Raw genomic sequence first — 21,111 nt, 5'->3', positions numbered from 1 at the left:
TCGGACGGGAGAAGCCTATCGTCCGAAATGCCACCGACCTAAATGATGTCGGGCAGGCTGAAGCGGCGTGCACCGATCATCCCGAGATCGGTGTCAGAAGAACCCTGTTCCTGCTGGAAGCGCCCGCCACTCATTGGACCCGGGCGGTCCGACTTTCCCAAAGGAACAATCGATGCGAAATCTTCTACTGTCCGCTGCCTCCATTCTCTCGGCGGGCGCAGCAGCAATCGTTACCTCTGCACAAGCAGCTGAGCTTCCCAAAGGGGCGGCGCACAACATTGTGCTGGTCCATGGTGCTTTCGTCGATCAAACGAGCTGGCAGCCGGTCGCCGATATCCTCTCGAAAAAAGGCTTCAACGTAACTCTCGTTGAAAATCCGCTCACGTCTCTCGCTGCGGACGTCGATGCTACCAAACAGGCGCTTGCAAAGCAGGACGGCAAGACTGTGCTCGTCGGTCATTCGTGGGGCGGCGTCGTCATCACAGAAGCGGGCAACGATCCCAAAGTCTCGGCGCTTGTTTATGTCTCTGCATTCGCACCCGATGTAGGACAGTCCCTGAAGACCCTGTCCGACAGCGGCCCAGCCACTGAAGGCACGGCTGCAATTCATCCGGACGCGAAAGGGAACCTCTATATCGATGCCAAAGTGTTCCCGTCGGCGGTTGCGGCTGATCTGCCTCCTCAAATAGCAGAAACGTTGGCCAACCATCAGCTTCCACTCAATCACGTAGCTTTCGAGGCCCCCGTGGACAAAGCGGCTTGGCGCGACAAGCCGACGTTCTATGTGATCACCACCAAGGACAAGGTCATCGCGCCTGAGGTGCAGAAGATCTTCGCCGAACGGATGCATGCCCACGTCACCGATGTCGCTGGCAGCCACGCCTCGCTCGTTGTTCATGCGGACGAAGTCGCTGCGGTCATTGAAAAGGCGGCGCTTGCGAAGTGACTTTGAACTCCCGGCGCATATCGCCGGGAGTCCCGATGCTCCGGCGGTTGAACTGAGAGGAATGAGAAATGTCTTTCGTTAATGCCCTGAACCAATCGATCGATGTTGGTGGAACCCAGTTCGTCTACCGCGAGCTGGGGAGGAAGGGGGGGGTGCCCGTCGTCCTGCTTCATCATTTGACTGCAGTGCTCGATGATTGGGATCCCAGGCTCGTCGATGGCCTGGCGGCTGAACACCATGTGATCGCATTCGACAATCGTGGCGTCGGCGCTTCTGGAGGCGCAACGCCTGCGTCCGTCGAAGAGATGGCCAGCGACGCGGTCGCGTTCATCCGTGCTTTGGGTTTGAGCAAAGTCGACTTGTTGGGTTTCTCTCTGGGTGGCTTCATCGCGCAGGTGATAGCGCAGAAAGAACCAGATCTCGTCCGTAAGATCATCATCGCCGGTTCCGGCCCCGCGGGCGGTGAAGGCATCTCGAACATGGGGGCCGTCCTGCAAGACGCGGTTGCTAAGGCAGGCGCCTCAGGAAAGCATCCAAAGCATTTTCTGTTCTTCTCTCAGACTGCCAACGGTCAAGCAGCAGCGAATGCTTTCCTCTCTCGCCTGAACGAGCGGACGGAAGATCGGGATGCCAGCATCAGCAACGAGACCATCGGTGCACAGCTAACCGCCATTCATGCCTGGGGGCAGGGCAATCCTTCCAAGCTTAGCGAGATTCATCACCCCGTCTTCGTTGCCAATGGCGACGATGATGTTATGGCGCCGACGATAAACTCGTTCGATCTCACCCGCCGCCTTCCCAACGCACAGCTAAGCATTTTCCCTGATGCTAGCCATGGGGGCATCTTCCAGTATTACCCCGTGTTCGTTAAGCAGGCTCTGGATTTCCTCCGCTCATGAGCCGGATCGAGGCGGCGCTTCTGGATCGTGGCTCTGGTCTCCAAACATCCGCCGGTGCTGCTTCGGGGACCGAACATGGTCGCGATGTGGACGCTCTCCTAAGTCGACGGGACACGCACTATCATCTTCAAGCTTATCCCAAGGAGAAAGCCATGCCTGCCGTCGAAGTGTCGTCCGCGCCGATCGCAGTCGAACACGTGCGGATTACTTGCAGACGAGCATTTAATGAGGTGCGTGCGGCCCTTGAGGCCGGTATCCCGAAGCTCGATGAGCACATCAAAGTTCTACTGAGCAACGGTGATCAAGAACGCGTTAAAGAGATCGATGAGCACGGCCCTAAGCTCTTCATGTTCATTTCACGCGATCATGGGGAGCTATTGGCAATCGCAGGCCCGAAGCGGAATGCTGTGCAGTATGAGATTGGGAATCCAATTACCGCTTCGAAGATGACGCGACACAATCTGGCTGCAGCGCTCTACGCTCCACTGCGCGTCGTGCTTTTTGAGGCAGAAGCAGGAGATGTCGTATTCGAGTACGACAAGCCATCGACGCTTTTCGGGCAGTTCGAGAACGAAAAGATTATCGAAGTTGCGCGATATCTCGATCGTGAGCTCGAGGCGGCACTCTCCGAGGCAGCTGGCTAAAGCACGGCGCCGCGCTTTCACTCCTGACGCTAGCGCCAGATCACCTTGAGGAACTCGTCAGAAAGGCAAGCGAAGCGCAATCAATTAAAAGCAGCATCTTTTGGTTTGTAGCATTACCTTGGAAAACACTAGGGAAAGGCAATTTTGGAACTAAGAGTTCGGGACATAGAGTGGTCGAATATGATGCGCGCCGCGATCGGCGGAAATGAGACCGCCTACTGCAAGCTTCTCGAGGATCTTGCGCGCGTATTGAGAAAGTCGGTGCGACGTGAGCTTGGTGGCCTCGGGGCTCCAGATAACGAGGTCGAGAATGTGTTGCAGGACATATTGCTAGCGATACATCTGAAACGCCATACGTGGGATGCATCGAAGTTGCTGACGCCGTGGGTGACGGCGGTGGCGCGCAACAAGATAATTGATAATTTGCGACGGCAAGGACGACGTCCAGAGGTCGAGCTCGATCTGAGCGATTTCGATGCCGAGTCCACACGCTTCAATCGATTCTCAGGATCTAGTTCGCATTCTGAGACGTCTTCCTGGTCGCAATCGAGATGTTGTTCGCTCGATGAGTATTGAAGGGTATTCCGCTCGCGACATTGCGGAGCGGCTCGGAATGTCCGAAGTCGGGGTGCGCGTAGCACTCCACCGGAGCCTCAAAGCGCTCGCAGATACCTACCAGGAAAAGGGTTTATGAGGATGGAGGGTCTTGTCCGGCAAGAATTGCGGCGGAAGTGTCAATGTCAGCTTTCCTCGCCAAAGCCGACGTCTCTTTCTGCGGCGCCAGACATCGAGTTAATGTCGGCTAGTGGGACCGAGCAGTCATCGTGGATCGGGAAGCCCACAGCGATGGCAGTTCCACTTCTGGCCCGAAGCCGTCATGGCAGGCGCAGATCATTTCGGCTCGTTTCGAAGGAAGTACGGAAACTTCGCGATCGACAATTCGAGAGTCAGCAGAAAGTGCAAAACCGTCAAAAAAAAAAATTCCCCGGAATTTCTTGCGTTTAGTGGGTGATGAAGGAATCGAACCTTCGACCCACTGATTAAGAGTTATTATTCACGCTAATAACTTCAATAAGTTGCATAAATTTTTATGGCCATGCTTTATAGTCGTTGGCTCCAGCCTCAGCTTGCTCTCTTCCAATGCTCAAACGCTCTCCTCACCGTTTGAAAGGCTCGATCATCAAGCTTCGTAGGAGAATAGCGCTCTACCAAACTCACGCCAGCCCGTACTATTTCGCTCGTATCCTGGATCCAAGGACGGGAGCCTACAAGGTCCGTTCGACTAAGGAAACTAGCCGTGTCGAGGCCCGCCGATTAATCGAAGAACTGGCTCAGAAAATCAGTCGAAAGGATGCCGCCTGCTCTCCGGGAGTTCAGCTTCAAGACCTACGCTCAAGGGCTGGTTCAAAAGGACCAGGCGAATAGAAACTCAAATCAGATGACTTCTGATTTTTTTTGACGTGCCCGCCGCCATCGACACGGAAAAGCGCGATAGTCATAGGGCCTCAGAATTAGTGACAGCGGTTGTCTGCATGCCCGTCTGCCACTTGGAACCAGTAAGAACGCTTCGCCAAATGGCGACAAATAGGGAATTAGTTGTTCACAATGCTGGCGTCTATAAGCCATTCTCGCGCGAAGCAGGTGGCGGTTATCGTAACGGCGGTCGTGTTGGTCTGTTCGCTGCAGCAGGCGTTCGTGCTGTTCCGCGCTTTCAATTTCGGCCGGCTCACGGGATTATTGTTGTGGGATGACTGCGCGATCGTTCAAAAGGCGCTGGTTTCACTCACTGCGGTTTCAGAAAAGGAAACGCTGTATGGCCTCGTCCGGAGTGCGCGGATTTTGGCTCCGCATAGCCCGCTGGCAGATGCGCAAGCATTCTTCGGGGTATTGCTTTCGAATGGGAATGTCCGGGCGCCATATTTCTTGAGCATTTGGGCTCCGATCGTTGCGCTATCAGCTATTCTTCTGACTCTGCGAAAGTTCGAACCTCTTCTTCTCCTGGCGCTGACCATAATCTTTCTCCAACAACCTCTTGTAGTTCATTCCCTCATCGTTCTGAAAAGCGATTTACGAGGCGGCGTCTTGATGGCGGCGGCAATCTTTGTCCTGTGCCAATCAACCATTTATCAGAACAACCGGCTTTGGCTCTTGGGTGCCTCGCTCTTAGGGCTGGCGATTATATCCAAACTCACGACATTCTATTTTCCGGTGCTCGCAATTTGCGTCCTGCTCTGCTTTGAGCTCTCGCGTTTCTTTATGGATTCCCAGATTTCAAGTTTCGGGTCGATGTCGGCTAGCTCACGGGTGGCGGCGATTGTTGATTATTTGTCTCGTAATCAGAGGCGTCTGTGTATCGGATCAGTCATCGCGACGCTACCGTTCGTTGTTTTCTTTGCCTGGGCCTCGATCGGCTATGACAGCATTATCGGGTATATCCGCTATGGCCTGAGCAGTACCTGGTATGACGGATTGTCGGCGCCGGAACGCCTTCGAGTTTATCTTCCCGGAGGTGAGCTGGCATGGGGCACGTTGCAGTATTTGCTCGTGCTGCTTTTGACGGCTCTAATTGTGCATGTTTGGGTGACTGGGAAATCGGATTCTCTCAAAGTATGGTTCGCCAGTTTTTTCGCTGCTCTGATGTTTTTGCTGCCTCTTGTGCTGGCGAGAACTTCGGGCGGTTCTTACGGATCGACATTTCTGGGCGTCGTCATGGGCGGCGTTTTGTTTCTAGCGTCATACGTCGGGTCGTTAAACCGAACGTGTCGTTTTCTTGTTTTCGGCGTAGCGAGTGTGATGGCGTTTGGCACATACTACCCGCTCGAGGACAAATTGGACGACGCGCGGAAACAATCGAGGGCGACCTACGTCCAGCTCGTGAATGATATTATCGCCCGTGAAACGTCGGCACATCCTTCGGTGCTGGTGACGTTCGAGGACGAGATCGCGGGATATCCGAATATCGCTCTATTGCATTTCGAGAAGAACCGCATGCTTCCAGATGTCAGCCGGATGGACAATCTCATTCCAGCAGCAGACGCGCTAGGCCAAATCCGTCGCGCCAATTTTGTGTTGACGCTCGATCCGGCAGGCGCGAACGATGTTGCGGGCTATATGCTTGGCAAGCAGTTTCCTGCTTCGCAGAACCTCAAAGCGGTTGATCACTTGGTGGCCTCTCAGTCGGGCAAAATCCTTTTAAAGACATACCGTTGGAAAAATTCGACGCTCAAGCTTTATGGCGAGGCCGTGCAAAACTCGCAGTGACGGGATGACGATCAGTAACAAGCCAGGCTAACTCCCCGGTAGAAAAACTCGCATTCAGCTGGATCAACAGACTCCAGCTTTCCGGTTCGCGGCGCTCGCCCGAGCATAAGTTACGCCCCGTAACTTGACGCTCTGCACCTTGCTAAACCGCAAGAGGCATTCGGAAACTTCCGAGGGCCGATGGAAAGCCCTGCTCAGCTCATCTTCAATCCCGCTTCCGGGCTCATTTCGTTTTACTTGACCCGAGTTGGTCGATAAACGCCAATCGCAACAATCGCTTTCACTGTGTCTCATACCATGGGGACTATCGATTATTGAGACAACAGACGAAAACTGCCGACTTGGGACAGTGGCCGTTTTTCAAGCTTGTCCGCAGAAGGGCTAGAGCAAAGCATTTGATCGGGTATCTTCTAAATTCCGTATCTAGCGCTCCCTGAAAGACCGATAAATCTGATCAGACATCGGCTTCATAATGAAGCTCAATGCTGTACGCTCGCTTCCCGTCAGCATGACTTCCGCTTCCATACCAGGCCCGATTGCTGCACCCTTGAGGCGCGCGATCTCACCAGCATCGAAGCCGATCCGGACTCGGAAGGCCGGCCGTTTGTACTCACCGACGAGTTCCTGATCCGGTGAAATCCACATCACCTTGCCAGTAAGCTCGGGAGTTGTCGTGCGGTCAAACGATGTGAAACGGATACGCGCCGATGACTCGTTATGAACACGGTCAATGTCCTTGGGGGGCACGAGCGCATCGACGATCAACTTATCGTTGTCGGGAACGATATAAGCTAGCGTATCGCCCGCGGAAATGACGCCACCGACCGTATGAACTGTAAGCTCATGAATGCGTCCGGAGGCCGGCGCACGGACGTCGAGACGCTGCAGCTTGGTCTCAATCGCAACACGCTTCTCCGAGAGTTGACTGAGTTCACCCTCGACGGCCTGCAAATCCACAAGCGCCTCTTTTCGATAGTCCTGCTCAAGTTCGATTAATTTGAGCTCAAGCTCAGAAATTCGTCCCTTCGCCCTTGCCTTTTCCGCATGTGCCTGACCGACTTCGCCCACCAGCCCTGCCTCTTCGCGCTGGATTGGCCCCCATCGGGTCAATGGCACCAAACCGTTTTTTGCAAGCTCGGAGAGCTTGCCAATTTCCTCGCGGGCAATATCAAGCTGCTTGTTGCGTGCATCTTCCGCAAACGTCAAGCCAACGACTTGTTGTTGCAGCTGATTGATCTGCTCTCTGAGTTGCAGCCTCTGCTGCTTCAAAACTTCGAGCTTGGTTGCGAACAGTTGCCTCTGCCCATCGACGATGGCTTTCAAATCCGCATCAACGTCGTTTCCCCCGCCGGCTTCCTGCGGAGGGACCCAATCAGGCAGCTTCTCAAGGCGGTCGCGTTCGGACTGCAGGCGCCATCGCTTCGCCGCAAGTTCGAAGATGCGTCGGCGCACCGTACCCATATCGGCCGAGAGCTGCTTGCCATCGAGCCGGAACAAGATGTTTCCCGCATCGACGTGCGAGCCGTCGTCGACGTAAATCTCAGAGACGATGCCGCCGTCGGGATGCTGCACTTTCTTTTTCTGAGAATTGACGGAAACTGTCCCAGGCGCGATTACCGCGTCCTGAATTTTTGCAAAGGATGCCCAACTTCCCGTCGCGCCGACGATAACCATTGTCCCGGCGATTCCGAGCGCCGCATGGCGATTGAGACTTCTGACGGCACCTTCCAGATTATGCGCCAACGACATGAAGACCCCGCTCAGCCTGCTTTCGTACATTTGCCGCGAGTTGGGCAAGGACATCCTCCTTGCTTCCAAAGACGCTAGGCTGGCCATTCTCAAGCAAAAGCATCTTATTGACCTCGGATAGAATGGCGGATCTGTGCGCGGCGACGATGACGATAGACCCCGCGGCACGTAAATTGTGCAGAACGACAGCAAGAGCGTCCTCCCCGTGCCGGTCGAGGTGCGCGTTTGGTTCGTCGAGCACGATCAGGAAAGGCATTCCGTAGACGGCTCTTGCCAATCCGAGACGCTGCTTCTGCCCCGCTGATAAAGCAAAGCCGTTCGCCCCAACGAGAGTGTCGTATCCATCTTCAAGCGATAAGATGAGATCGTGGACGCCCGCCATTTCCGCCGCAGCGATGACCGCCTCCGAAGATACGTCTTTCTGAAATCGGGAGATATTCTGTCGGATGGTCCCATCCAGCAGCTGAACATCTTGCGCCAGATAGCCGATATGCTTCGCGCGCGCCGCCTCGCTCCATTGATCGAGCGTCGCGCCGTCAATGCGAATCTCACCGGAAAGCGTCTGAGACGATCCGACCAGTGCGCGCAAAAGCGAGGATTTTCCCGCACCGCTCGCCCCAATGACACCAAGACAATCGCCAGCCTCTACGCGAAATGAGACGTTGGGTAAGAGCAGCTTTCTGCTGCCTTGGGTACCGACAGCTATATTCGATACGGCAAGCGAGCGGCTCGGCGGCCGGAGTTCCGTTCGATCACTTAAATCCGGACCGCGCAACGTCAGTGCACTGAGCCTCTTCCAGCAACGACGAGCAGTAAGAATGGTGCGCCAATGAGCCACCGCCTGATCAACGGGAGCCAATGCTCGCGCAAAAATAATTGACGAGGCAATCAGGGCGCCGCTTGAAAGCTCCATCTGCATGGTCAAATAGGCGCCGAGTCCAAGAATCGTAGACTGCATGATGAGACGCAGATTACGCGACACCACAGCATAAGATGCATTGCGGTCGCTACCGCCCTGAGTGCTTTCGATCGTGCGTGCATGGGCCAAGTTCCAATGGCGCCGAAGATTCGGAGCCATTCCCATACCATCCACGGTATCCATGTTTGAGCGAACGTCCGAGACGAACTGTTCTTCACTCCGCGACTGGAGTTCCGCAAATTGCGCCGGCTTGCGGCTTGTCCATTCGTTAAGACCCGCGATGACCAGGAAGATCACTGCGCTTCCCGTTGCCACCCAGCCGATAAGAGGATGCAAAAGGAAAATCAGCGCCATGTAGAACGGCAGCCACGGAATATCCAAAAGACCTACGGCTGCCGGGCCGCTGAGAAACTGCCGCACAACGGCAAGATCTCTAAGCGCGTAGCCCGCACCATCACCCGGCTGGCTGCGCATCGTGCTTCGATCAAAGGCTGCGTCCGCAAACTTCATATCAATAACCGAGCCAAGACGCGCCATAAGACGCGTCCTGATCAGATCAAGTACGCCATAGGCAATGAACAGCATAAGCGCCAAGGCGCTGAACGCGACTAGCGTCGGAAGGCTATGTGCCGGAAGCACGCGATCATAGATTTGCAGCATGTAGAACGGTCCCGTGAGAACGAGGACGTTCATCGCTATGCTTATGAGAACCGCCCCAGCGATCCCCAGACGACACGTGGACCAAGCCGCTTTCATTAGGCTTGTTCCTGCTCCTAAATTCGATGAATTCGCTATTTTAAGGTTCATTGGAAAGAACGCTCCCGCGTGACAGACGGCAAGGAGCAAGCGGCGTGCCGCGAAAAAGCACCAATCTGGAACAAAATGCGGAAAAAAGTCGGCTCTGTCGGCAGCCGGAAAGAGCGATCACAATTATTAATCAGACGTCGCCCCAATTTGAACCGACGGATTTTTATCGCAAGCATCTCATCCGGCGAGCCGCTTACAGCCTGCTCCCTTATTGCTGACGGGCGATGGAAAGGCCGTGACGCTCCCAGATCGCGGCCAGCTCCTTATTCGAGGGCGAACAGTAATTGAAGACGACATAGTCTTCGGGATTCTCGTACCCTGTGAGCTGCGCCATAACCAACAGCGAATCTCGCTGCTCACCAGCCTGTGAGTCCATCCACTGCCGAACATTCTCGCGAACCTTCTGTCGGTCGGAATGCGAAAGTCCTGCGTACCACTGGGAAAGCTCTTCACGATGGTTATGAACTCGCGCGGAATAGAGTCCTGCAGAAATGGCAACGCCCAGCGCAAGACCGAATAGCGCCACCTTGAAACTTGGCAATTGGCTACGACCAACAAAAACCCATCGTGCGCCGATCGTTCCCAGATACACCAATACGCCAAGGATAAGCGTGGAGCGGAGGTCATGGCCAATCGCGAACACGGCGCCACCTAGGACCACGTTCGACAAGGCCGTAAAGAAACACGCTGCATGTGCGGCCAACTGGCTTCCCGCGCCGATCGCGCATTCCGCGAGCGAGGTTCTCCAACCAACAATTGGTACAATGCTATGGCATTCCGAGTATGACACGGCAGCGGGCTCCTATCCGCGATGCCTCTGGGCAGGTTCGGCCCAAGCTGACTCTTAGTGGTTGACCGGATTGCTGCTGCTTGCCTTTCCTTGGCGGCAACGCCCCGTGCATCCCGTCTTAACGCAAGATGCACAAAGCACCCCGTTCGGTGGACATGATCCAGAATGGTCGCAGTGATCTGGTTCGGATGTGGCGACGACAGATACGGCCGACGCGTTCACTTCCAGCAAAATCCGCTTTCCTGCACTATCGAGAGAACGCACCTTGACTGTTCGCCCCGCGAGGATGCTGTCCAGAACACTTTTGACAAGCGCATGACCCGTTCGCATATCGCCGATCATATCGGTGATCCAAAGGATATCACCCGATCTCCACTCGTCCGGACGCAAACGAATGGGCGCTTCAAGGTTGGAAGACAGGCGTTGGTCGATTTCGGGAGAGACAGAGGCCCAAAAGAGCACAGCAAGAGGCTCGCGCAGGCCGCTCTGATCCGGCTTCGTTTCAGCCATAGCTAGCTGGCCCGTGCTCAAAGCGGGCAGCACCATCCATTCAAGATCCGACAAGCTGAAATGCCGATGATTAGGCGATTGAAGCATCAGCCTGACGATCTGAGCCAATGCCATCGATGAGTTCATGATCGCGCGCCGACCTTGCGCGGGCTCATCAGATGTCAACCGAGCGACATTCGCATCCTGAGAGCGAATATTCGTGCTCGTATCATTCATCAGCATTTCGCGATACTCCGAGACGTGCCGCTGGCCAAAAAGCCATGATACCGATGTGTCAACGCCGCCGACCAGCACACCAGAGCGACTCGCCTGAAAATATCCTCACACTGATTTTCATCAATTACCGTTTCAATTTGAAGTTAATTGGCGCCGATGGCCGTCGGCGTTTGAACAGAGTGCGTCGCATCGCAGAAGATCGACTTAACTTAAAATGCAATCATTTTCTGTCACCCATCTTCAAGTTCGTCCAAACCGCCGCTAGTAGTTATCGCCGCTCAGGTTTTTCACTGCCCCAAAATGAAACGAAATTCATGGGGCGCACAGTTCGTATCTTCGGCAGCGAGGAACGGGCGCCGAGATTTTCTGTGACTTGAAACCGGGAACTGGACTACGATGAATTCTGGCAGTTGGAGCGAAGTTGCGCCTTGGCCCATCGTGGCCATCCACTCCATTATGACCCCGGATGGAAAAATCCTAACATTCGGCACCGACCAGCAAGGTCAACAGGGCAGCCACATGCTCTACGACCTATGGGATCCCAACACCGGCACCCACACGACTCTAAGCTACGTACAAAATACCAATATCTTTTGTTCATGCTGCGTCATCGATCCGATAACAGATCACATTATCATCGCAGGTGGTGATGCCAGCACATTGGGACACATCAACGACGGTGTATCCTACGTCCATACATTCAATTATCAAACCGGCGAGCTAAGCTTAAACCAGACTCAAAGCCTCGATTATTCGCGTTGGTACGCAACGTCGCTTACGCTCGCAGATGGACGAGTGTTTCTCCTCGGCGGAAAAGATGTCGCAGGTGTAGGAACGCCCGAAATCTACACTCACGGCGTCGGCTGGGAACCGATGGCGGGTGCTGCAAGCAGCGATATCGCGACGAACTGGTGGTACCCCCGCGCATGGCTTTCCAGCAGCGGCGCGATCATTGGATTTTCTACCAGCGCCGAAGGATCGAACGCTGGAACCATTTTCAAGATCACAACAGATGGTAATGGCACCATCACAAATCTTGGCCATACGCCGTTTGAATCGGAGCAGTATGATCCCGCTGCCATGTTCGCTCAGGACAAGATCCTGACGATCGATAAGAACGGCAATGGCTGGATTGTGGACATCAGCGGCCCGACGCCAGTCTTCACGCGGACTGCAGGCGTCGGTTCGAGCCGTGCCTGGTCTAACCTCACCGATCTTGCCGACGGCACCGTTTTGTTGACCGGCGGAAGCGTGAAGGAAAACAACATCGCGTCTGAGACCAACCACGCCGCAATTTGGAATCCGAACACTGGGCAATGGATATTTGACACCTCCGCGGCTGCGATTGGCCGGTTCTATCACTCAACCGCGATACTCCTGCCAGACGCGACGGTATTGTCCGCTGGCGGCGGTGCCCCAGGACCAATGACGAACCTCAATTCAGAAATATACACCCCAGCTTATCTGCTGAACGCCGACGGAACTCTTCGAACAGACAGGCCGGTCATAACGAGCGCGCCAACCACGTTGCAGCAGGGCCAGACGTTTACAATCACGTTGGACAATGCGGACAATATTCAAAAACTTGAACTTATAAAGTTCGGATCGACCACGCATGCGTTCGATCCTGAACAACGGGCCTTTAGCCTAGATTTCACGCATATCGACTCGCACACATTGCAGATCACTCTGCCCGCCAATGTAAACTCCCTCACAAACGGCTACTGGATGTTGTTCGCCAACAACCAGAACGGTACGCCGTCCATCGCAGCCTCAATCAAGATTAGTCAGTTCGGGGTCGACACTACCGCACCTAGCATATCGGGCACGGGGTTGATGCTGAATGGCACGGCTTCTCATGCCTTCGGGAGCAATGTCTACACATTGAACACCGATGACGTTGGCCAAGCGGGATCCGTCATCAGTGACAAGCGGGTCGATCTCACGCATGACTTCGATCTATCGTTCAGCATCAATCTGGGCAACAACCCGAATGGCGCTGACGGCATGGCGTTTGTTCTCCAGAACGACGCTTTCGGCAATCGGGCGATCGGCACGGGCGGGAGTAGTCTCGGTGCGGGCGGACTGCGCTACGGTATCGCAATTCAATTCGATACATACCAAAACGTATCTCAAGGCGACATAGCTGGACCACATACCGACATCGTCTCGACTGATCCCAATGCTGCGATTTTCAGATTGAGCCCACAGGTGGCCATGTCCTCATTGACCGATGGTCGTTGGCATTCGGTGGACGTTTCGTGGAACGCAGCAAATTACGAACTCATCTATTCTATCGATGGCCTCTTGATACAAAGCCTTCAACTCACGCCGACGCAATTTGCAAGTTACTTCGGCGGTTCAAGCTACACTTATTTCGGGATCACGGGGGCAACGGGTGGCCTGAGCTCTCTCCATCAAGTCCAATTCAAGTCTCTATCGGCAACGCTTGAAGTCGGTCCGCCACCTGGAACACCGCATCCCCACGACGGGAGCATCTTTGACGTCTCGAGCATCACGCAGCACATGACGCTGAACGGCAACGCGAGCGCCCAGAGCGCCCACCAGACGCTGACACTCACGCCCGATACCGCCTATCGGGCCGGAAGCGCCGTCTTCAACGACAAGATCGACCTGACCCACGACTTCAACATTGCTTTCAGCATCAACTTCGGCCCCGGTCAGCCAGCCGACGGCATGGCCTTCGTTCTCCACAACGATCCAAAAGGCACCAGTGCGCTCGGCGGTCTTGGTGGTCAGCTCGGAGCCATGGGCCTGCAGAACGGCCTCGCCATCGAGTTCGACACCTGGCGCAATCTGCCATTCAATGATCCCGCCTATAACCACACCGACATCATCGACACCGATGCCCTCTTCGGGGGCCGACTGACCAACCCCACAAATCTCGGCGCCATCGTCGATGGCGGCTGGCATCAGGTTGGCATCACATGGGATGCCGAGTCCCACACCCTGCGCTATTGGGTCGACGGAAGGCTTGGCGGAACCCTGACCGGCGACATCGCCACGCAGTACCTCGGAGGTCAGACGACAGCCTACGTCGGCTTCACCGCCGCGACCGGCGGCTCACATGACCTGCAGCAGGTTCGCGTCTCAGCCGTCGATGCCTACTTCGACAACGTCAGCAAAAACTACGCGAATATCCAGGATCCTCTCATCCTTTCCGACCGCGCCGTTCTCAACGGTTCCGCCACCTACGACAGCGCCCACCACACCTTCGTGCTGACACCGGACGCCGCCGGACAAGCCGGATCCGTCATGCTCAACCAGCGCGTCGATCTCTCCTACGATTTCCAGGCCTCCTTCGATCTCTTTCTCGGCAACAATGCCAAAGGCGCCGATGGCATGGCCTTCGTGCTCCAGAACGATCCAAGGGGAGCTGACGCCTTGGGCGCCAATGGCGGCAACTACGGCGCTATCGGCATGCAGAACGGCTTCGGCATCGCCTTCGACACCTGGCAAAATGCCACCATCGGCGAAATCGCTGGAGATCACACCAACTTCTTCAACACCAGCCTTCCGTTAGCCCTGAGCCGGGTCAGCGATCAGCTTCCAATCGGCAACGGCAACGTCACCGACGGCAAGTGGCATAACGTCTTGGTAAACTGGGACGCCACCGACCACACCCTCACCTACTGGTTCGATGGCGTCCAAAAAGGCACCCTAACCCAAGACATCGTCGCCCAATACGAAGGCGGATCACAATACGCCTATCTCGGTTTTACCGGTGGAACAGGCGGCGCTCACAATCTCCAGGAGGTCCAGCTCAATTCACTCACAGCTACGTGGGAACATAGTTTGCCGCAAGGTCGCCCCCACGACGGGAGCATCTTTGACGTCTCGAGCATCACGCAGCACATGACGCTGAACGGCAACGCGAGCGCCCAGAGCGCCCACCAGACGCTGACACTCACGCCCGATACCGCCTATCGGGCCGGAAGCGCCGTCTTCAACGACAAGATCGACCTGACCCACGACTTCAACATTGCTTTCAGCATCAACTTCGGCCCCGGTCAGCCAGCCGACGGCATGGCCTTCGTTCTCCACAACGATCCAAAAGGCACCAGTGCGCTCGGCGGTCTTGGTGGTCAGCTCGGAGCCATGGGCCTGCAGAACGGCCTCGCCATCGAGTTCGACACCTGGCGCAATCTGCCATTCAATGATCCCGCCTATAACCACACCGACATCATCGACACCGATGCCCTCTTCGGGGGCCGACTGACCAACCCCACAAATCTCGGCGCCATCGTCGATGGCGGCTGGCATCAGGTTGGCATCACATGGGATGCCGAGTCCCACACCCTGCGCTATTGGGTCGACGGAAGGCTTGGCGGAACCCTGACCGGCGACATCGCCACGCAGTACCTCGGAGGTCAGACGACAGCCTACGTCGGCTTCACCGCCGCGACCGGCGGCTCACATGACCTGCAGCAGGTTCGCGTCTCAGCCGTCGATGCCTACTTCGACAACGTCAGCAAAAACTACGCGAATATCCAGGATCCTCTCATCCTTTCCGACCGCGCCGTTCTCAACGGTTCCGCCACCTACGACAGCGCCCACCACACCTTCGTGCTGACACCGGACGCCGCCGGACAAGCCGGATCCGTCATGCTCAACCAGCGCGTCGATCTCTCCTACGATTTCCAGGCCTCCTTCGATCTCTTTCTCGGCAACAATGCCAAAGGCGCCGATGGCATGGCCTTCGTGCTCCAGAACGATCCAAGGGGAGCTGACGCCTTGGGCGCCAATGGCGGCAACTACGGCGCTATCGGCATGCAGAACGGCTTCGGCATCGCCTTCGACACCTGGCAAAATGCCACCATCGGCGAAATCGCTGGAGATCACACCAACTTCTTCAACACCAGCCTTCCGTTAGCCCTGAGCCGGGTCAGCGATCAGCTTCCAATCGGCAACGGCAACGTCACCGACGGCAAGTGGCATAACGTCTTGGTAAACTGGGACGCCACCGACCACACCCTCACCTACTGGTTCGATGGCGTCCAAAAAGGCACCCTAACCCAAGACATCGTCGCCCAATACGAAGGCGGATCACAATACGCCTATCTCGGTTTTACCGGTGGAACAGGCGGCGCTCACAATCTCCAGGAGGTCCAGCTCAATTCACTCACAGCGACATTGGAGCCGGTGTATCACAACATGACCATCGGTACGGCACACTTGATAGCTTGAGCAAAAAGGCAGCAGCCGTTTGCATACAAATTGCAGCTTTTGTCCCCTATCGAGGCCCCTTGGAACCCGAACGGAAGAAACTTAATCGTGCGCAATCCCCGCAGACGAATTGATATCCACCGAAGGGAAGGTTGCACAATGCGGCATTCCCAGATACAGCGCAATCTTGATATCGTCGAGTTTCCACATTCCGATTGAGCATCTCAACAGCTGGTACCTCGTGAATAAGCGCACCAAACACATTATTATCTGCGGGATGTCACGAAGCGGCACAACAATGCTGCATTCTCTTCTGATGAATAGTCTCCCCCATTTCAACTTTTACGAAAGGGAGATTTCAGCCCTGCAAGCAACCGAGCCCGCAGACAACCTTGTTACAAAGCGACCATTGGATTGTTTTTCGCTAGACGAAATATTCGCGGGGTCTCAAGAAAAAAATCTAAAAGTAATATTTTGCGTTCGAGACCCGAGAGCAGTGGTATGCAGCACCCACAAAATGGTCCCGCACGATTACTTCATTGGATACCGGCACCAAAAAAGGAATTTGCGAACCGACCAATCCGGGCCTTGGAAAGATATATGAATCCTGGAGCCGAAATCGCGAGAGAGTGTATACTTTGAAATACGAAGATTTGCTATCCGACCCCAATCGCGCACAGGTACGTTTATTCGATTACCTTGAAGAGGCGGCCGTTGGAAAATTTAGCGATTTCAATGAGAAATCGAAAACCGCCACGGGAATGGCCGTCGCACTCAATAAAATTAGAGCTATTGACGAAGAAAACATTAAAACGTGGAAAAAACACCCCATAAGAATCTGGAGTGAATTCACAGAAAATCCCAATCTATTCGATATTTTAGTGGATCTCGGATACGAAAAGGATAAAAGCTGGTTCATTGAAATGTTTAAAGCGAAACTCCCTCTAGGAAATTGATTTTAATCCAAACTCTCTGTGTCAACGGCAATCCCATGAGGCCATCAGATTATACCGGCCACAATGTCATGCAATAACCTCCAGCGGAACATCTGCCTCAAGGATAAGGTTACTGCTCACTTTCATAGATTTTCAACACGATATTCAACACGACCAGACCGCGTCTAGCTCGAACCTCGCGAATCAGTCTTAAACTCCTAGCAGGTCTTCCGAGCGAGGTGCTTAATGCGTGTGAACACGAGCCCGAGGGATATCGCAAGATCAGCTGAGTCAGACCTTTTCATGCCGGAGGACACGAAGCTATCGTTCAAGCCTCCAGAAGAGTTTCGGACCTACAAAGTTCATGATTATGGGATTGAGCCCAGGCCATCTTTCAAAGTAGTCAGTTTTTACACAGAAAATAATGAGTACGCAGATCACGCCAAGCGCCTAAAGCACTCGCTGACCAAAAAAAATATAGATCACGAACTTTTTGCTACCCGCGATAATGGCTGTTGGGAATCTGTCTGCGCTCGTAAAGCAAAATTTGTTCGTGACCGCTGGCACTCAAGTGAAGTTCCTATCGTCTGGCTTGACGCTGACGCAACGGTCGAGAGATTTCCCGATATTTTTCAAATTCTCGATGTCGACTTCGCAATCCACAAATGGAATGGATGGCAATTCGCCGGTGGCACAATTTATTTCGGCAAAACCGCCAGCGCCGAAGAACTGATTGATAGGTGGGTGAGCCGCTGCGAGGCCGATCCGATCACGTGGGATCAGACACATCTCCAGTCTGCATGGTGCGACGTGTCTGCACGGACAAAAATGCGCAGCTACTGGCTTCCGCGTTCTTATTGTCAGATCTTCGACGCGCCAGAAGAAGCGCAGCCGACGATTAAGCATTGGCAGGCATCAAGGAAATCGAAGCAGGAGGGACGTGCGTCAATTCACCCCCAACTCGAAATCACCGCTGATGGGGTCAATCAACGTCGACGTAATCAATCATGGCGCGCAACTGACAAGTCGCAGTTCAAACACAACGATGAGGTTCTTAGAAGGTGGAGGGGACACCCAGATTCGCTACGCATAGGTTCAGCTCTGAAAAATGCTGTGGCTAATCAATATCCAGTGCTTGATGTTAGTTGTGGCACCGGCGCGAATGCCTTTTTTTTCGGTCCCGATGCCTACGTTGGAATTGATAGAAGCCCAGAATGCCTCGTCGAAGCGCGCAGCTCATTTCCAAGACACGTTTTCAGAATTTTTGACGATGGCTATAGTTATCCATCGGCACCAAGTGTTGTGTTCGTCGATCTCTTTTATTCCATTCTTGATCATCAATTGCCGACTATTCTAAAGCCTATCCTAGACGGCCGGTCCAGGGCAGTTATAGCTGAAACCATGGCCGACGAGCGCGGTAATAGAGGCAGAGCACCATTTCAAGTCAGAAGCTCGAAGTTCTATATCAGCACTATGAGGCGGCTTGGCTTTTCGCTATCGACAATTGAGAATGTCGCGAATGCGTTCAACGGCGCGAACGGTCTTCCGTTTGTTATTCTCTCGTTTGTCAAGACATCTTCGGATTCTATGCGCAAGCAAAACTCTCATGTGAAACATCGGCGAGTCATGGCGGAAATAATTGGACACTTTTCTCGAATGCGCTCTAGTCTCCTGCCGAGAAGTTAGTTCGGTCGCACTTAAGGCGAATGGTTGCTGAGTCAAAAATCGCAATCAAAGCACTTTGAGGCGCCGGGGCTTTCTCACAACGAGAGATGACATATCGAAACAGTCATCGAAGCCAATGGTGGGTCGTCGGCTACCGCCCCCAAGATGACAGCCTAGAGGTGTGTCACGTGTCTCCGCGAAGTTAATTTGCATTAACTCATCTGCCGCGAAACTTGTCGGCATACGATCGCAGATCTTGGAACAGAGCTAGCTTATGCAAAACAATATTTCTGGCCCCAGAGGTCTTGCAGAGACGGATGGTTTAGCGCAGCAGATACTTTTTTCGTGCGGTGGTCCAAAAGTACTGGTGGTCGACTCTGAGCCCTGCGCGCTCGTTTCGGCGTTGCTGAGCAAGTGTGTCGACGCACACGGCACGACATTTGTGCGATCTATTGCCGAAGCGGCAGAACTAAACATCCCCGATCGCATCAAATTTGCGACATCGTCTGAGTTACCGTTCGAATCGACAAGCTTTGACACCGTCGTGGTCACACTAAGTTTTGAACGTGACGATGAAAAAACGATTTCACTGCTCCGAGAAGTAAAGCGCGTCACCCGACGAGCGATATTTCTTCGAATACTTAGAGACCCGAATAATCCTAGCAGCGAACCGGATTTTCCGGTCAGAGAATGGGTCGAGCGGCACGCGTTTTCCGTGGGACTCCGAAAACATCCATCCTATTATTTTGTAAACGGCTACGAAAGCATCAAAAGTTTCGACAATATTATTCACATCCTATTAGAACCGGTTCCGGCGGATGCGTTAGCGGAATATCCGATCCATGCTTTAGCTGAAGAACGTGACCTTCATATGGATATGTTGAGGGAGGCAGGCGCACGCTCGGACGCTCATGTATGCCGTTATCAATGGGCCGTGCCCTACGTCCGCCCCGGAGATACCGTTCTGGATGCCGCTTGCGGTTTAGGTTACGGAAGCTATGTTATACAGACCAATACCAAGGCGCGACGGACGATTGGAATTGACAATAGTGCATATGCCATAGCCTACGCGAGCAAAAATTTTTCTACGGTTTCGCCCGAGCTTGAATTTCGGAAAGGTGACCTTCCGGACTCTCTTCGCGAAATTCCGAGCAACTCTGTGGACGTCGTAACCTCGTTCGAGACACTCGAGCATATCGCAGAGAATCACGTGCTTCTTGCGGAATTCCAGAGAATATTGACGCCGGCCGGCCGCATACTCGTCAGCATTCCGAATGATTGGACCGATGAAGGGGGCAATGATCCCAATCCGTACCATGTGCACGTTTACACGTTAGAGCGTTTGCGAGACGAACTTTCACGACTGTTCACGCTGGAAAATGTTACGGCTCAATCGGCAAGCCGACACAAATCAGGCGTGGGCAGCTCGACGTGGCTGGCCGCTGGACGGCGGTTCGAAAGCATTCCATTGGACATCGAAGAAAAATCGGCTCCCTTAGCAGAATGGTGGTTGGCCGTTGGAATGAAATCCCCCTTGGAGGGACGTTCCGTACCTTTTCGAGAAACACAATATCCAATGTTCGAAGACGAACGTTGGCACGTTACGGCATTCGGCCGCGATTATGATAACCCTTGGCTCGTCCGGGGCATGGTCGATGTCACGCATCGGCTGAAGAACTCGGCTGCTCTACGTGAACTCGCCCTAAAGACTATCGAGACGAGCCGACCGAATTCCCCTGATACAGGGGCAGCATTGGCAAACATTGGCTACCGCCTTTTGGAGAGCGCGCCAGATCTCAAGTATGCAGACGTAAATATATTCATCGGGCAAGTTGCTTCATATGTTGAGAACGAAATGGATGCCCCGCACAGCCTGCGGTGGAAAATATCACTGTATTTTCTCTGTGGTAAGCTTTGGGTTGCCGTTGGCAATTTCGAGAATGCAATAGACTCATTCACCAAATGCGTTGCGCTAGATCCTTTTGCATTTAGTCCGCTATTGGCAAACCGTACCGTCGAAGCGAGACTGCACCTTGGTATGCTGTGCCTTGCGGCCGAAGATCCAAACGCAGCAGCAGATCACTGGCGTAGGGGCATCAATCAGGCCCTCCAGGCCGTAAGCACAAACCTCACTGCGTCTATTGGAAACCCAGACACACCAGCTGAGTTCGCATTACCGGAATTGGCTAGCATCCTCGAATACGCGAGTTCGTGCGCCTACGCCTTGAACGGCATTTCGGACGCCAAAATTCGTCCTCTCTGGTGGTTCGAACGATACCGCGATCGGCTATCACAGCGGAAAATGATTGATACGGAAGCGTCCACGATAAAGGCGGAAAGGATCACTTGCCTGCAGCAGTTGGCCGACCTCAATGCGAAACTCGCGGCGCACGTCTCACCATTTGCTACTCAATTGAACGACCAGTTCGACTTCAAAAGACAGGTGCAACGCAACTTACCCGAGAAGACGAATAAGCAGCGCACAACTTACCGCACCTACCTAAAAGAAGCGCTGGAAAAAACGACGCTGCTTGCTGCACCAATTATGACTAAGCTACGGGGCGATATTTAGTGGCGGCCATT

15 protein-coding genes are annotated in these 21,111 nt (G+C 54.1%); 11 read left to right on the top strand and 4 right to left on the bottom strand.

Annotation, left to right across the window (positions count from 1 at the left end):
- Window positions 1-172: 172 nt before the first annotated feature.
- The 6 genes from ACLB1Z_RS10185 to ACLB1Z_RS10160 all read left to right on the top strand — a co-directional run bounded on the left by ACLB1Z_RS10185 (window position 173) and on the right by ACLB1Z_RS10160 (window position 5,750).
- Complete coding sequence (locus ACLB1Z_RS10185) at window positions 173-946, top strand: alpha/beta fold hydrolase (protein WP_409563198.1); 774 nt, start codon at window positions 173-175, stop codon at window positions 944-946.
- Window positions 947-1,014: 68 nt separating this feature from the next.
- Window positions 1,015-1,845 (top strand): alpha/beta fold hydrolase, encoded by an 831-nt coding sequence (locus tag ACLB1Z_RS10180; protein ID WP_409563197.1) that lies wholly within the window; start codon window positions 1,015-1,017, stop codon window positions 1,843-1,845.
- Between the two features lie 152 nt (window positions 1,846-1,997).
- Window positions 1,998-2,489, top strand: a complete 492-nt coding sequence (locus tag ACLB1Z_RS10175; protein WP_409563196.1) for a DUF302 domain-containing protein — start codon at window positions 1,998-2,000, stop codon at window positions 2,487-2,489.
- Window positions 2,490-2,669: 180 nt separating this feature from the next.
- Window positions 2,670-3,065, top strand: a complete 396-nt coding sequence (locus ACLB1Z_RS10170) for a sigma factor (RefSeq protein ID WP_409563195.1) — start codon at window positions 2,670-2,672, stop codon at window positions 3,063-3,065.
- Complete coding sequence (locus ACLB1Z_RS10165; RefSeq protein ID WP_409563194.1) at window positions 2,965-3,183, top strand: sigma factor-like helix-turn-helix DNA-binding protein; 219 nt, start codon at window positions 2,965-2,967, stop codon at window positions 3,181-3,183. Before ACLB1Z_RS10170 ends, ACLB1Z_RS10165 begins: the two co-directional genes overlap by 101 nt.
- A gap of 947 nt (window positions 3,184-4,130) precedes the next feature.
- On the top strand, window positions 4,131-5,750 hold the full coding sequence (locus tag ACLB1Z_RS10160) for a hypothetical protein (RefSeq protein ID WP_409563193.1): 1,620 nt from the start codon (window positions 4,131-4,133) through the stop codon (window positions 5,748-5,750).
- Window positions 5,751-6,173: 423 nt separating this feature from the next.
- Here the strand turns inward: ACLB1Z_RS10160 and ACLB1Z_RS10155 are convergent, their stop codons facing one another.
- From ACLB1Z_RS10155 to ACLB1Z_RS10140, 4 genes are all read right to left on the bottom strand, one after another.
- A complete protein-coding gene (locus ACLB1Z_RS10155) occupies window positions 6,174-7,499 on the bottom strand; it encodes an HlyD family type I secretion periplasmic adaptor subunit (protein WP_024275782.1) in 1,326 nt (441 codons plus the stop codon).
- Window positions 7,483-9,174: a type I secretion system permease/ATPase gene (locus ACLB1Z_RS10150; RefSeq protein ID WP_409563192.1), complete on the bottom strand. Its 1,692-nt coding sequence runs from the start codon at window positions 9,172-9,174 to the stop codon at window positions 7,483-7,485. Before ACLB1Z_RS10150 ends, ACLB1Z_RS10155 begins: the two co-directional genes overlap by 17 nt.
- A 259-nt stretch (window positions 9,175-9,433) precedes the next feature.
- Window positions 9,434-9,928: a hypothetical protein gene (locus ACLB1Z_RS10145; RefSeq protein ID WP_409563191.1), complete on the bottom strand. Its 495-nt coding sequence runs from the start codon at window positions 9,926-9,928 to the stop codon at window positions 9,434-9,436.
- A 141-nt stretch (window positions 9,929-10,069) separates the two neighbouring features.
- Window positions 10,070-10,747: a toxin-activating lysine-acyltransferase gene (locus ACLB1Z_RS10140; RefSeq protein ID WP_409563190.1), complete on the bottom strand. Its 678-nt coding sequence runs from the start codon at window positions 10,745-10,747 to the stop codon at window positions 10,070-10,072.
- A 390-nt stretch (window positions 10,748-11,137) separates the two neighbouring features.
- Between ACLB1Z_RS10140 and ACLB1Z_RS10135 the strand changes: the two genes are divergently transcribed.
- The 5 genes from ACLB1Z_RS10135 to ACLB1Z_RS10115 all read left to right on the top strand — a co-directional run bounded on the left by ACLB1Z_RS10135 (window position 11,138) and on the right by ACLB1Z_RS10115 (window position 21,100).
- A complete protein-coding gene (locus tag ACLB1Z_RS10135; protein WP_409563189.1) occupies window positions 11,138-15,949 on the top strand; it encodes a lectin-like domain-containing protein in 4,812 nt (1,603 codons plus the stop codon).
- Between the two features lie 256 nt (window positions 15,950-16,205).
- A complete protein-coding gene (locus ACLB1Z_RS10130; RefSeq protein ID WP_409563257.1) occupies window positions 16,206-16,532 on the top strand; it encodes a hypothetical protein in 327 nt (108 codons plus the stop codon).
- Window positions 16,468-16,884 (top strand): hypothetical protein, encoded by a 417-nt coding sequence (locus ACLB1Z_RS10125; RefSeq protein WP_409563330.1) that lies wholly within the window; start codon window positions 16,468-16,470, stop codon window positions 16,882-16,884. The genes ACLB1Z_RS10130 and ACLB1Z_RS10125 overlap by 65 nt, the downstream gene beginning before the upstream one ends.
- A gap of 282 nt (window positions 16,885-17,166) precedes the next feature.
- Window positions 17,167-18,549, top strand: a complete 1,383-nt coding sequence (locus ACLB1Z_RS10120; protein WP_409563188.1) for a hypothetical protein — start codon at window positions 17,167-17,169, stop codon at window positions 18,547-18,549.
- Between the two features lie 253 nt (window positions 18,550-18,802).
- The gene (locus tag ACLB1Z_RS10115; RefSeq protein WP_409563187.1) at window positions 18,803-21,100 is read left to right on the top strand and encodes a methyltransferase domain-containing protein; all 2,298 of its coding nucleotides are present in this window, start codon (window positions 18,803-18,805) and stop codon (window positions 21,098-21,100) included.
- Window positions 21,101-21,111 lie beyond the last annotated feature (11 nt).

Origin of the sequence: Hyphomicrobium sp. MC8b (assembly GCF_905067615.1) — a bacterium.
GTDB lineage: Bacteria > Pseudomonadota > Alphaproteobacteria > Rhizobiales > Hyphomicrobiaceae > Hyphomicrobium_B.
The sequence above is the reverse complement of the archived record's forward strand: the minus strand, read 5'-3'. Positions and strand labels throughout refer to the sequence as shown.

Excerpts from the sequence above, each read along its gene's own strand:
- ACLB1Z_RS10185 (WP_409563198.1), top strand. The coding sequence starts at position 173 with ATGCGAAATCTTCTACTGTCCGCTGCCTCCATTCTCTCGGCGGGCGCA.
- ACLB1Z_RS10180 (WP_409563197.1), top strand. The coding sequence starts at position 1,015 with ATGTCTTTCGTTAATGCCCTGAACCAATCGATCGATGTTGGTGGAACC.
- ACLB1Z_RS10175 (WP_409563196.1), top strand. The coding sequence starts at position 1,998 with ATGCCTGCCGTCGAAGTGTCGTCCGCGCCGATCGCAGTCGAACACGTG.
- ACLB1Z_RS10170 (WP_409563195.1), top strand. The coding sequence starts at position 2,670 with ATGATGCGCGCCGCGATCGGCGGAAATGAGACCGCCTACTGCAAGCTT.
- ACLB1Z_RS10165 (WP_409563194.1), top strand. The coding sequence starts at position 2,965 with ATGCCGAGTCCACACGCTTCAATCGATTCTCAGGATCTAGTTCGCATT.
- ACLB1Z_RS10155 (WP_024275782.1), bottom strand. The coding sequence starts at position 7,499 with ATGTCGTTGGCGCATAATCTGGAAGGTGCCGTCAGAAGTCTCAATCGC.
- ACLB1Z_RS10150 (WP_409563192.1), bottom strand. The coding sequence starts at position 9,174 with ATGAAAGCGGCTTGGTCCACGTGTCGTCTGGGGATCGCTGGGGCGGTT.
- ACLB1Z_RS10140 (WP_409563190.1), bottom strand. The coding sequence starts at position 10,747 with ATGCTGATGAATGATACGAGCACGAATATTCGCTCTCAGGATGCGAAT.
- ACLB1Z_RS10135 (WP_409563189.1), top strand. The coding sequence starts at position 11,138 with ATGAATTCTGGCAGTTGGAGCGAAGTTGCGCCTTGGCCCATCGTGGCC.
- ACLB1Z_RS10130 (WP_409563257.1), top strand. The coding sequence starts at position 16,206 with ATGTCACGAAGCGGCACAACAATGCTGCATTCTCTTCTGATGAATAGT.
- ACLB1Z_RS10120 (WP_409563188.1), top strand. The coding sequence starts at position 17,167 with ATGCCGGAGGACACGAAGCTATCGTTCAAGCCTCCAGAAGAGTTTCGG.
- ACLB1Z_RS10115 (WP_409563187.1), top strand. The coding sequence starts at position 18,803 with ATGCAAAACAATATTTCTGGCCCCAGAGGTCTTGCAGAGACGGATGGT.